The sequence below is a fragment of the Sulfurimonas sp. genome, assembly GCF_019429335.1.
In the GTDB taxonomy this organism is placed as follows: Bacteria; Campylobacterota; Campylobacteria; order Campylobacterales; family Sulfurimonadaceae; genus Sulfurimonas.
Map to the genome: position 1 here is coordinate 81,721 of NZ_JAHYJB010000004.1, position 12,542 is coordinate 94,262.

Here is a 12,542-nt window from a genome sequence, read left to right on the forward strand (position 1 = left end):
ATTTCATCATATTTTTGGTACCATCTGCTTAGTATAAATTAAGGGGTGTGAATGTCTGTTTTAGATAAAGTTGATGCTGCTACAAATCTTGCAAAAAATAATGAATTACAGCTTTTGGTATTTAGAGTCAGTGACAAATCCGACTCTGCGTATTATGCCATTAACGTGTTTAAAACACGAGAGGTAGTAGAATCTAAAAATCACTATATTACACAAATACCCTCTTCACATCCATTGCTTGAAGGCACGATTGTTCTTCGCGGACTGCAAATTCCAATACTAAACCTGCCCCTGTGGTTAGGAATAACTCTAACCAAAGATGAAGTTAAAAAGTCAAATATTTTGGTTTGTGATTTTAACGGAATCATTATCGGGCTTAGAATAATGTCCGCATTCAGGGTTATCAAAAAGAACTGGAACGAGATGCATGCGCCCGAGAGCTACAGAATGGGTGAAAATAACGTAGTTATTAACGACACAAGACTAGAAGACGGAAGTCTGTGCCTTGTTTTGGATTACGAAAAACTTTTGGCAGACGTCATACCTCATGCCATGGTTGATGTATTTGAATCACCTTCAAACTTAAAAGACATGGAAGTGCCCGCAAAACTAAAAAACGGCACTGTCTTAATTGCCGAGGATTCTAAAACAGCACAAAGACACCTAAAACAGATTTTTGAAAACGCAAACCTATCTATGAAAATGTTTGACAACGGAAAACTGCTTGTCGACTACATAAATGCGCTCGGCGAGAATCTGTCAAAAGTTCCGGCAGTTATTACGGATATAGAGATGCCAGAGATGTCTGGATTTACCGTTGTAAAACTACTAAAGAGCAACTCAAAAACAAAACAGATTCCTATTATCGTAAACAGTTCCATGACAGGTTCAAACAATAAGCGAGAGGCTGAAGTTTTAGGGGCGGACGGATTTGTAGATAAGACAAAAAGCCAAAATATCATTCCGCTTATTATCTCAATAATGAACCAAAATAAGTAACATACAGATTTAAATATTCCCTCTCAAAAGGGAATATTATAAGTTGCAAAGAAAAACTATTTAAATAGAGAGATAAGAATTCCGGCAGCGACGGCTGAACCGATAACACCCGCAACATTTGGACCCATAGCATGCATCAGAAGCATGTTTGAGCGGTCATATTCCATGCCCACTTTATTAGATACACGAGCCGCCATTGGAACCGCAGATACACCGGCGGAACCTATTAGAGGATTTACTTTGCTTCCTGGGAAAAGATTCATAATCTTAGCCATTATTATACCTGCCGCTGTTCCAACAGAGAATGCAACTATACCAAGAGCTAAAATCGCTAGAGTATCCGCAACCAAGAATTGATCAGCCGCAAGTTTTGAACCAACTGCAAGTCCTAGAAATATAGTTACAATATTGATTAGCGCATTCTGCATAGTATCCGAGAGTCTATCAACAACACCGCTCTCTTTTAAGAAGTTACCAAACATAAATGCACCTATAAGCGGAGTAGCCTCTGGGAGCGCTAAAATTGCCAATACTAAAACCATAATAGGAAAGATCAATTTTTCCAAGCGAGAAACATGGCGCATTGTACTCATCTTTATTCTTCTCTCGGCATCAGTTGTAAGTGCCCTCATGATAGGAGGCTGGATTATAGGAACCATTGCCATATATGAGTAAGATGCAACCGCAATCGCACCAAGAAGCTCGGGTGCGAGCTGTGTGGATATAAAGATGGAGGTCGGTCCATCAGCACCGCCGATTATTGATATTGCAGAAGCCTGCTGCAGTGTAAAGTCAAATATTGAAGTATATTCGGCAAGCGCAACAGCGCCTACAAGCGTTCCAAATATTCCAAACTGAGCGGCACCGCCTAAAAGCGCTGTTTTTGGGTTTGATAATAGCGGTCCAAAATCAGTCATCGCTCCAACACCCATAAATATTAGAATAGGAAAGAGTTGATTTGCCAATCCCATACTATAAATAATGCCCAAAAATCCATCTGGACCCGCCATATTTGCAATAGGGATATTAGCTAAAAGTCCACCAAAACCTATGGGTAGAAGAAGAAGAGGTTCAAAACCTTTTGCAATAGCAAGATAGAAAAGCAAAAATGTAATTAAAATCATAATTACCCTGCCCCAAGACTTATGAAAATCACTCATCGCTTCGCCGTGAGAGTTCATTTCATTCGGATTTGGATTTACAAGAGCATTTATACCTGTTGATTTTAAAAAACCGTCAATCATATCAAAAAATGATTGAGTTTGGTACGTCTCCTCTTTGTGAGTTGAATCCTCGGAAGATGCTGCATTACTGCTAGTACTTGCATGTATTGCTGTTGCGCTTAGCAGCATCATAAGAGTAAGTAGTTTTATTATAATAAACTTCATATTATTATCCCAGTACTGCTACGACTTGACCTTCAACTACTTTATCATTTGTAGCAACATTGATAGACTTAATTACACCGCCCTTTGGTGCAACTATATCTATCTCCATCTTCATAGACTCTAAAATAAGAATAACATCACCTTCGTTTACACTTTGTCCCGGGTTAGCCACTATCTTCCAAACGCTTCCAGGAAGCAGAGCTTTTATGTCTAGCTGTGTACCTGATGTTGCAACAACCTTTGGGGTTGATGACTCTGCACTCTCGCCATTTACCGCAGTAACCTGAATGTTTGCATCACCCTCAGCAACCTGAACACTAAATTTTTGACCGTCTACCACTACTGTATAATTTCCGCTACCCATACTTCTGCTTCCTTCTTCTTCTTTTTTCATATTTGATATTTTACGAACATTTAACTCACCATCTCCCTTAAGAAAAGCGATACCTTTATCCTGACAAGCCGCTGCGATGAAAATATTTTCTTCTGTTATTTCAATATTTTCCTCTTTTAGTTTGTTTATCCAAGTATTTAAAGATTTGCTCTCATCCGCATTTGCCAAATCAAGCGCTTTCTCTGTTGTCGGAGGCAAGCCCAATTTCTCAGAGGCAATTCTTACAACTTCTGGGTCCGGAGCAACAGGAGTTTTACCAAAATATCCAAGAACCATCTTTCCATAACCGGGAGCAATTGCATTCCAAGGACCCTGCATTACATTGTTAAGTGCCTGTTGAAAGTAAAATTGAGAAACAGGAGTTACAGAAGTACCGTATCCGCCTTTTTCAACAACTTCAGTCATTGCAGCAATAACTTCAGGAAATTTATCCATCATGCCGTTATCACGCATCATTTGGGTATTTGCCGTCAACGCTCCGCCAGGCATGGGCGAGAATGGAATAATAGGAGAGACCATTGTTGCTTCAGGCGGCATAAAATAGTCTGAAAGAGAGTTTTGAAGCTCTTTTTCGTATGTTAAAATCTTACTAATTTCTAATCCGCCAAGGTCGTAACTCATCCCTTTTGTAGCATGAAGCATAGTTAGTATATCAGGCTGACTTGTTCCGCCGCTTACAGGAGCAGCCGCCATATCTATGCCATCAATACCGGCTTCTAGCGCAGCCATGTATGCAGCCACAGATACACCTGCGGTCTCATGAGTATGAAGGCGAATATGAGTTCCCTCGGGAACAAGTTTTCTAGCCATAGCGATGGTATCAAAAACTTTTTGAGGGTTTGAAGTTCCGGACGCATCTTTAAAACAGATACTGCTGTATGGAATTCCGCTATCTAGAATCTCACGCAATGTTTTTTCATAAAACTCTACAGTATGTGCACCGTAACATCCTGGAGGCAAGTCCATCATGGTTACAACAACTTCATGTTTTAGTCCATGATGAACTATTCTCTCAGCTGAATATTTTAAATTTTCAACATCATTTAACGCATCAAAATTTCTGATTGTAGTAGTGCCATGCTTTTTAAACATTTTAGCATGCAAGTCTATAAGCTCTTTTGACCCTGTATCTAGCATTACCGTGTTAACACCGCGAGCCAATGTTTGAAGATTTGCGTCAGGTCCTACAATTTCGCGAAACTTATCCATCATAAGAAAGGCATCTTCTCTTAAGTAAAAGTATAAAGATTGAAATCTTGCCCCGCCTGCAAACTCAAAATGAGTTATTCCAGCAGTTTTTGCCGCTTCAACGGCAGGAAAAAAGTCGTTCATCAATACACGACCACCAAAAACCGACTGGAAGCCGTCCCTGAAAGTTGTGTCCATTACATCTATAAATTTTTTAGCCATATTAATCCTTAACTTTCTCTATGATGTTTTATTGCAGCGGTAATTGCAGCAACTATCTTTTTATTATTTTGAGTATTTTTAGATGAAGAACTCGCATTAGGTTGAACTTCGGGAAAAAATTTATGTAAAATTTTTGACATAAGAGTCATCAAAAATATCAAAATCGTAAGGAACAAGAACACGGTTACCATCCCAAGACCCATAAATTTAAGACCCTCTATCACAAGGTTAGTTTCCATATAATATACCTTTTTAACAAGTTTCGCGCCATTGTATAACAGAAATGTTTAAAAAGAGTTTGCAAGATTTTTTGAATTTTAATATAGATCCAAATTGTTACTTTTTGATTATATAATTCACAAAATAATAATAGGTTAAAAGTTATGAAAAATGAAAATGTAGTTAAATTCGGACTAATCAACACAATAGAGGGTTACTCATATCTGACTCTTCTTTTTATAGCAATGCCGATGAAGTATCTTTTAGCAATTCCGATAGCTGTAAAAATTGTCGGTATGATTCACGGGATTTTGTTTATACTTTTCTGCATGCTTCTTGTAAAGGCGTGGCAGGAGGCTAGGTGGTCATTTAAAGAGAGTGCAATCTTTTTCATAGCTTCGCTTATTCCGTTTGGAACCTTTTTTACAAAAAATAAAATAAAAACTTATGAATTAAAAAGTTTTATTTAGTTAAAATAGTTCTCTTAATTAAAGGAATATATTTATGATAGCTGGTATGAATGAGCAAGATTTTATTGCATACATGATTTTTGGACTTGTCCTAAATTTTCTGTTTTCAATGCTATTTGGGCTATATCTAAGTAAAAATATAGGTATACAAGAGATGATTAAATCAAAGGGAGACAAAGAGCAGTCGCTATTTGTAAGTCTTAGCCTTTTTATTCCATATGCCAAAATGGCTATAACTCTCTACAGAGTAGCAATTTTGCAGATATTTTTTCTAAACAAGGGATATACACACAAAGAGTTTTGGATGTATATGACGTCAAACAGACTCAACAAAGTGGATTAACAGAGAATGAGCGAGTTTAAGCTAAAAATAGTCCTTACTGTTGTGACAGGTATTATTTTTTCATTTATATTTATCATACTCGCTTTTGTTTTGCCTACACAAACAGAAGAATCAACAATAATTAAAAAGCCCGCCAACCTACTTGAAGAGATTTCAAAATCTCTTCAAAAATAAAAATTTTATAGAGAGCTTTTTACTGCAATAAGCTTTAGCGTCTCGTAAGCACACGGCGGGTTTAGTTTTACGGCAGATATCTCGAGCGCTTTAACACACAATCTTAAATAATCCAAGTCATCTTCACGCATAATCACTTCAAGCAGTCTCTGCGCATCTTTTATGCGAAGATTTCTGACAACTCCAAGATTTTTATGTGCCAAATTTCTAATGTTTGTGTAGTCTAGTGGCTTGTTTTGCAATATACCTATTTTTAGCTCTTGTATATATTTGTAAAATGATATTTTTGATTTTAAAATCTGCATAACATAGTCTTCAATCAGTTGGTGAACTATCTCCTCTTCAAGCGAGAGCTCCATAACTGCTTCACTAATGTCATAGCTATAATCTGATATACTTAAATGTTCAAGATTTTGCTTGATGAATGCGTCGCCTTCTTGCATCAATCTATCTATTCTGCGGCGAAGTTCTGCGTTTTCAGGCCGTCTCTTTTCTCTTATGTTTTCATTCATAGATATAAGATATCATATTTTTTTTCTTTCCCACAATCAAAATATCAAAACGAGATATAAAGAGATTATGAGTGCTACAAATGCACCCATAAAGTTAATTATATTGCTTTTGCAATAATTCTGTTTAGTCTTGAAATAAAGCCGGCAGTATCATCAAGCACAATGCCCTCAAAAAGCTTTGCCTGATCCAGCAGTACATGAGCTGCATCGCTTATTAAGTTTTGGTCAACGGAGTCTTTTAGTTTTATAATCAATTCATGTTGAGGATTTATTTGAAGAATTGGCACAGGAGTAGGCATATCTCCGCTTTGACCCATCTGTCTCATGATTTTGGCCATCATATATGCTGAGTCATCTTTATCCTCTTTTAGTTTTACAGGAGAGTCAACTAAGTCAAACGTCACTTCAACCGATTTCACGCTCTCACCAAGTGCATCTTTTAACTCTTTAGTCAGCCCGTCGTAGCTCTTAACTGTCTCTTCGTGTGCTTTTTTATCATCTTCGTTCTCTTGGAACTTTGCATCACTTACATGTACAAATTTATACTCTTTATACTCCGTCACCATTGGGAAGATAATAGTATCAATCTCCTCATTTAAAACTAAAACATCAACGCCGAGAGATTTAAATCTCTCAAGTGCAGGAGAGTTTTTCAGCATAGATATTGGACTCTTGCCGGTGATGTAATAAATCTCTTTTTTAGCTTCATCAACATTTTTAAGAAAATCTTCCAGCATAACCGTTTCATCAGAATTTAGAGTGTTGAATTTTATAAGCTCTAAAATCTTCTCTCTATTGCCATAGTCGCTGTAAAGCCCCTCTTTTAAAACATTTCCAAACTCTTTGAAGAATGTTTCATACTTCTGCTTCTCTGATTTTGCCATTTTTGATAGCTCTGAGAGAACTTTTTTAACAGAGGCATTTTTGATTTTTGCCATAACCGCGTTTGACTGCAAAATCTCACGAGAGACATTAAGAGGTAAATCTTTAGAGTCAATTACACCGCGTAAAAATCTTAAGTAAGTCGGCATTAACTCTTTCTCATCATCCGTTATAAAGACACGGTTAATGTAGAGTTTGATTCCTGTTTGATAATCGACTCTGTACAGATCCATCGGTGCTTTTGAAGGGATATAAAACAGCGTAGTATACTCTATTGCGCCCTCTGCTCTATTATGCATCCAAGCAAGAGGCTCTTCTGAAGAGTGCGCTATTGAGCTGTAAAAATCTTTATACTCTTCATCTTTTATCTCGCTTTTCGCTATTGTCCAAAGCGCATTTGCGCGATTAATCTGCTTGTTTTCAACTTCTGTTCTTGAGGGCTCAATCTCTTTGCCATCATCATCTTTTTTAGCAGGAATATAGTTCTCTTTATCCATAAAAATAGGAAACGGAATATGGTTTGAATATTTTTTAATGATGCTCTCAACTCTATAGCTGTCTAAGAACTCGCTCTCTTCCTCATTTAGGTGCATTACTATCGTAGTTCCGTGTCCGTCTTGAGCACTCTTCTCTATCTCAAATTCCCCATCACCTTTGCTTATCCACAAATATGCCTGCTCTTCACCAGCTTTTTTCGTAGTCACTTCAACCTTGTGCGCAACCATAAAACAAGCATAAAAACCTACCCCAAACTGACCTATTAGATTTGAATCTCTCTTTTGATCACCAGTTAGATTTTCCAAAAATGCTTTTGTCCCTGACTTTGCAATGGTTCCGAGGTTATTCATCAAATCCTCTTCATTCATACCAATACCTGAGTCTTTGATTGTAAGAGTTTTTGCCTCTTTGTTCGCCACTATATCTATACGAGGAACAAAATTCACACCCCTGTAAGCATCATTAGTCAAAACTAACATGTTAAGCTTGTCAAGTGCATCCGATGCGTTAGAAACCAGCTCACGGAGGAATATCTCTTTGTTTGAATAGAGTGAGTGAATCATAAGATTTAATATCTGATTTGCTTCTGTTTGAAATTGATGTTTAGCCATTTTTTGAATCCTTTTTGTTAAAATATTTTCGACATTTTAACAAAAAAAGGTTAATAAATGCAACTACAATCAACTAACTTTAGTCTATAGTACTAAACTTTATTTAGTATATAGTTATTAGAAATGGTTGGAGCTGTTTTATTAAAGCAATATTAGCAAAAACATAATATAAATTAGTTATAATCTTAGAAAATGTAACTTTGCCTCCTATGTAGCGTGGTGATTTATTATTTAAAATAGGAGTTTTTATGGAAAAATTTATAACATTGGTTGCTTTTGACTTTTCAAAAAGCAGTTCTGCTGTTCTTGAAAAAGCGATTGATTTTACAAAAAAAATGAGTGGTGAATTGCACGTTGTTAATGTCATAGAGAGTTCATTTTTTTCAAAAAAAATGGATTTAGACTCTATCAAAGAGAGAGGCTTTTTGGAGCTTATCAAAAGTTTTGGCTCTATAAAAAAAGAGAATTATCACTGTGTAAGCGGAAAAGTAAAAACTCAAGTTGCAAACACCGCTAAAATTTTAAATGCTGACGTAATAATTATGGGCAATAGCGGAGAGACGCATTTTCTAAACGAACTTCTTATGGGGTCACACACAAAAGAGATAGTCAAAAACGCTCAAACACCGGTTTTAGTCATGAAAAGCGAACACGAACTTGATTATAAAAATATTTTGGTACTGACCGACATGTCAGATGAATCTGCAGCGGCTATCAAAAAAGTAACGCAATTTTTTCCAAAATCAAAAACTACTTTGGTAAATCTTTTCTATCTTCCTGTTGATAATAAACTTGGACTGTATGGACTAAATGAGAACGATATTAGCGAATACAATCAGAGAGTAAAAGCAGAATCAAAAGAAAATATAGAGTCGTTCTTAAAATCTTTGGCTCTGCCTTCAAATATAAGTGTTGCTACGGCATCTATCCATAGCTCTCTAAACCCTAAGCTTATAAAAGATGAACTTAAAAATATAACATACGAGTTACTTGTTATACACGCAAAAGAGAGTGTCAACTTTTTCGCTTTTGATGTTTTAGAGCAGTCTGAAGTCGATGTTCTTGTCGTGAAATAATTCAATAAAGCTTACTGCATCATGTTACACAATAAAACGAACACGTCCGTTTTCTAAAGAAACTTCGTTTTATTGGCAGGGACAAATCTCCCTACAACCCCCCCCCCTAAAGCTTTATCGTAACTCCATGAACCATAATATTTGCTTCATGTCCGAGTTCACTCTTGATAGCTTCTGCGAATATCTCCATTTTATCCTCTTCACCATGTATCAAAGAGATGTTTTTCAACCCTTCGATTGGTCTCATCCACTCAATAAGTTCACTCTGGTCTGCATGGGCAGAGAACCCGTTGATTGTGTAGATTTTTGCCTTTGCAACAATATCCTCTCCATAAATTCTTATATGCTTGTCACCGTCCACTATGCTTCGCCCGAGTGTTCCCCTAACCTGATATCCGACAAACACAATCGCATTTTTGGGGTTCCAAAGTCTATGTTTTAGATGATGCATAATGCGTCCGCCGTTGCACATACCGCTTCCTGCGATAATAATAGAACGCTCTTTTGTTTTGTTTACTGCCATAGACTGATCGCGAGTAGTAGTTGGTTCAAGCCATGCGAACGAGAATGGGTCCCCGCCGCTGTAGTGAAGCTCATCACTTAAATGTACAGGATAACGGTTGTATAGCTTTGTCGCTTTTATTGCAAGCGGACTATCCATAAAAATACGGCATTTTGGCAATTCGCCGTTGTCATGCATCTCGTGAAGCAGCCAGAGTATCTCTTGGGTTCTCTCCAGAGCAAATGAGGGGATGATAACATTGCCGTTTTGCTTCAAAGTTGAGATAACAGCCTCTTTAAACTCCTCGATACTCTGCTCTAGCGGTTTGTGCTTGCGGTCTCCGTAAGTTGACTCTATAAAGAGAAAATCAGCATTGCCAATATTGTCTGGATTGTCTATAATCAGCCTGTTTGGGGAACCTATATCTCCTGAGAAAACCATGCGCTTATACTTTTGATTATCATCTTGATAGTCCAGCATAACAAAGGCGCTTCCCATAATATGTCCGGCATTTCCAAAACTGACTTTTATATGTTGTTTCAGTTTGTACTCCTCAAAATAGTCTAAAGTGCGCCATTTTTTTGCAAAAACATCTTTAACGTCATTTTTTGAGTACAGAGGCTCTGAAATTGTCTCTTCCTCACCACGTCTGAGTGCTTTTCTTCGGAGGGTTTTGTACTCCTCCCGAAGTATATTCGCGCTGTCAAGAAGCATTATTCTTGCGATATCTTTGGTGGCTTTTGTTGCTATAATCCTGCCGTTAAAGCCCTCTTTTATTAACTTTGGCACTCTTCCAATATGGTCAAGATGAGCATGCGTCAATATAAGATAGTTTATTTTAGAGGGGTCAAACTCAAAATCGTCATAGTTTTTATCACCTCTGCCGTTTCCCTGAAACATGCCGCAGTCAATTAAAATTTTTATCGAACCTATTTTTATCAAGTGGCATGATCCAGTTACTGTCTGAGCCGCTCCGTAAGATGTTACCGTTGCCATTTTTCAATCCTTGATTAAGCGCTATTTTTAAACTTTTTTGATTATATTCAAATTTAACTATTATGAAACTTATACTATAATACAACACACTTTACCAGGGGAAATCAAACACTCAATGGCATTAATAGACCTACTCAACATATCAAAACACTACGAAGCGCAAAAAATCCTAACAAATATAAATTTCCACGTTGATGAGGGTGAGAGAATCGTCATCATAGGTAAAAACGGAAGCGGTAAATCCACTCTTATGAAGATAGTTAACGGTACACTTGAACAAGACACCGGAGAGAGAATTATCAGACAAAATTTAGAGGTAAAAATGCTCTCCCAAAAGCCTGAATTTAAAGAGGGTGACAGCGTCAGAGAAGCTGTGGAAGCCGGACTTGATGAACTTAACCGTGCAAAAGATAGATATAACGCTCTTTCGCTTCTTTTAGCTGATAATTTTGAGAACAAGGCGTTAATTGACGAACATGAGATGCTCTCGCGTTATATAGAACACCACAACGCATGGAATCTTGACGACAAGATAGAGCGTATCATCCAGCACTTTGATTTAAAACAGTATGAAAACAAACCTGTTGTTATGCTCAGCGGAGGCGAACAAAGAAGAGTAGCTCTTGCATCGCTGCTTCTTCAAAAACCGGATATTTTGCTCCTCGATGAGCCGACAAACCACCTAGATGTCTACATGGTTGAATTTTTAGAGGAGCTGCTTTTAAAAGAGAAGTTCACTCTTGTTTTTATATCCCACGACAGATACTTTATTGACAGAGTTGCTACAAAAAGTGTTGAAGTCGAGGACTGCTCCATTAGAGAGTACAGCGGCGGTTATAGCAACTACCTCTCTCAAAAAGAGGAGTATATGCGAACTCTGGAAAAGCAGCATGAGACTCTGCTTACAATACTAAAGCGCGAAAACGAGTGGTTTTCAAGAGGCGTAAAAGCAAGACTTAAAAGAAATGAGGGGCGAAAAGAGCGTCTTTTGTCTTTAAGAGAAGATGCCAAAACAAATCCATCAAAGATAAAAAAAATGACGCTTGAGTTGGAACGGGAAGCTAAACATTTTAACCGTGACAAAAGCATAAATAAGCAGAAAATGTTATTTGAAGTTGAAAATCTAGGTCTATCCGTCGGGGATAAAGTGCTTTTTAAAAACTTCAGCACAAGAATTCTTCAAAAAGACGTAATAGCTATCGTGGGAGCAAACGGAAGCGGAAAATCAACCCTGCTTAGAGCTCTTTTAGGACGTATTGAGCCTACAGAGGGAGTTATTAAAAGAGGCGAATTTAAGATAGGATATTTTGACCAGCACCGTGAAATGCTTGATGATGATAAAAATCTCATAGAGACATTCTGCCCACACGGCGGAGACAGAGTAAGCGTCAGAGGGCGTGACATGCACGTTTACGGATACCTGAAAAATTTTCTATTTCCAAGAGAGTTTTTGGACAAAAAGATAGGTATTCTTAGCGGTGGAGAGAAAAACCGCATCGCACTAGCTCTGCTCTTTACAAAAGATGTTGATATTCTCATCCTCGATGAGCCAACAAACGATCTGGACATACCGACTATCAATATTCTAGAAGAACAGCTGATTAACTTCAGCGGAGCGGTAATTATCGTAAGCCACGACAGATATTTTGTGGATAAGATTGCTAAAAAACTCTTTATTTTCAAAGATGATAAGTACATTGAAGAGAGTTACCAGAGTTATACCGAGTATTTGGAGCTAGAACGTGAGTTAAAAGAGCTTAATGACTTGGAAAAAGAGAGTCAAAAAGCAGAGCCAAAGGCAAAAGAGAGCAAGCCAAAAGAGCTGAAACTTACATTTAAAGAGAAGATGGCGCTTGAAAAACTACCAATTGAAATAGACGAACTAGAGGCCAAAATAGATGAAAAAAACAGTTGCCTTGCAAATCCTACATGTTATGAAAAAATAGGCATCACACAACTCGCACATGAGCTTGAAGAGCTTAAAAATCTATATGAAGAAAAAGTGGAAGAGTTGCTAACAATTCAAGAAAAAGAGGAAGAGATAAATAGCAACTAAATAGTAATAACA

12 protein-coding genes are annotated in these 12,542 nt (G+C 37.4%); 6 read left to right on the top strand and 6 right to left on the bottom strand.

The features are described 5' to 3' along the window. Positions 1–51 precede the first annotated feature (51 nt). Entirely contained in the window at positions 52–999 is a 948-nt protein-coding gene (locus tag K0A91_RS02950) for a chemotaxis protein (RefSeq protein WP_295007994.1), read from the top strand. Between the two features lie 56 nt (positions 1,000–1,055). Here the strand turns inward: K0A91_RS02950 and K0A91_RS02955 are convergent, their stop codons facing one another. The 3 genes from K0A91_RS02955 to K0A91_RS02965 are packed head-to-tail and all read right to left on the bottom strand — an operon-like array spanning position 1,056 to position 4,430. Then, positions 1,056–2,387 (bottom strand): sodium ion-translocating decarboxylase subunit beta, encoded by a 1,332-nt coding sequence (locus tag K0A91_RS02955; protein ID WP_295007996.1) that lies wholly within the window; start codon positions 2,385–2,387, stop codon positions 1,056–1,058. Between the two features lie 4 nt (positions 2,388–2,391). After that, entirely contained in the window at positions 2,392–4,191 is a 1,800-nt protein-coding gene (locus tag K0A91_RS02960; protein ID WP_295007998.1) for a biotin/lipoyl-containing protein, read from the bottom strand. 8 nt (positions 4,192–4,199) lie between these two features. After that, entirely contained in the window at positions 4,200–4,430 is a 231-nt protein-coding gene (locus K0A91_RS02965) for an OadG family protein (protein WP_295008000.1), read from the bottom strand. A gap of 144 nt (positions 4,431–4,574) precedes the next feature. Between K0A91_RS02965 and K0A91_RS02970 the strand changes: the two genes are divergently transcribed. The 3 genes from K0A91_RS02970 to K0A91_RS02980 are packed head-to-tail and all read left to right on the top strand — an operon-like array spanning position 4,575 to position 5,397. After that, positions 4,575–4,880: a DUF3817 domain-containing protein gene (locus tag K0A91_RS02970; RefSeq protein WP_295008002.1), complete on the top strand. Its 306-nt coding sequence runs from the start codon at positions 4,575–4,577 to the stop codon at positions 4,878–4,880. A gap of 34 nt (positions 4,881–4,914) precedes the next feature. Beyond that, on the top strand, positions 4,915–5,223 hold the full coding sequence (locus K0A91_RS02975; RefSeq protein ID WP_295008004.1) for a hypothetical protein: 309 nt from the start codon (positions 4,915–4,917) through the stop codon (positions 5,221–5,223). 6 nt (positions 5,224–5,229) lie between these two features. Beyond that, on the top strand, positions 5,230–5,397 hold the full coding sequence (locus tag K0A91_RS02980) for a hypothetical protein (protein ID WP_295008005.1): 168 nt from the start codon (positions 5,230–5,232) through the stop codon (positions 5,395–5,397). Positions 5,398–5,402: 5 nt separating this feature from the next. Here K0A91_RS02980 and K0A91_RS02985 read toward each other — a convergent pair whose 3' ends face one another. Together K0A91_RS02985 and htpG are read right to left on the bottom strand one after the other, a co-directional pair. Next, on the bottom strand, positions 5,403–5,909 hold the full coding sequence (locus K0A91_RS02985; RefSeq protein WP_295008007.1) for a hypothetical protein: 507 nt from the start codon (positions 5,907–5,909) through the stop codon (positions 5,403–5,405). Positions 5,910–6,007: 98 nt separating this feature from the next. After that, a complete protein-coding gene (gene htpG, locus K0A91_RS02990; RefSeq protein WP_295008009.1) occupies positions 6,008–7,900 on the bottom strand; it encodes a molecular chaperone HtpG in 1,893 nt (630 codons plus the stop codon). A 248-nt stretch (positions 7,901–8,148) separates the two neighbouring features. Here htpG and K0A91_RS02995 point away from each other — a divergent pair, with 248 nt between their 5' ends. After that, positions 8,149–8,976, top strand: coding sequence for a universal stress protein (locus tag K0A91_RS02995; protein ID WP_295008011.1), 828 nt, complete (start codon positions 8,149–8,151; stop codon positions 8,974–8,976). Between the two features lie 106 nt (positions 8,977–9,082). On the opposite strand, the gene K0A91_RS03000 is transcribed toward K0A91_RS02995, so the two are convergent. Then, positions 9,083–10,474 (bottom strand): MBL fold metallo-hydrolase, encoded by a 1,392-nt coding sequence (locus K0A91_RS03000; RefSeq protein ID WP_295008013.1) that lies wholly within the window; start codon positions 10,472–10,474, stop codon positions 9,083–9,085. Positions 10,475–10,589: 115 nt separating this feature from the next. Here K0A91_RS03000 and abc-f point away from each other — a divergent pair, with 115 nt between their 5' ends. Further along, positions 10,590–12,530 carry a ribosomal protection-like ABC-F family protein gene (abc-f, locus tag K0A91_RS03005; protein WP_295008015.1) on the top strand — a complete coding sequence of 647 codons (1,941 nt, stop codon included), beginning with the start codon at positions 10,590–10,592 and terminating at the stop codon, positions 12,528–12,530. Positions 12,531–12,542: the final 12 nt, after the last annotated feature.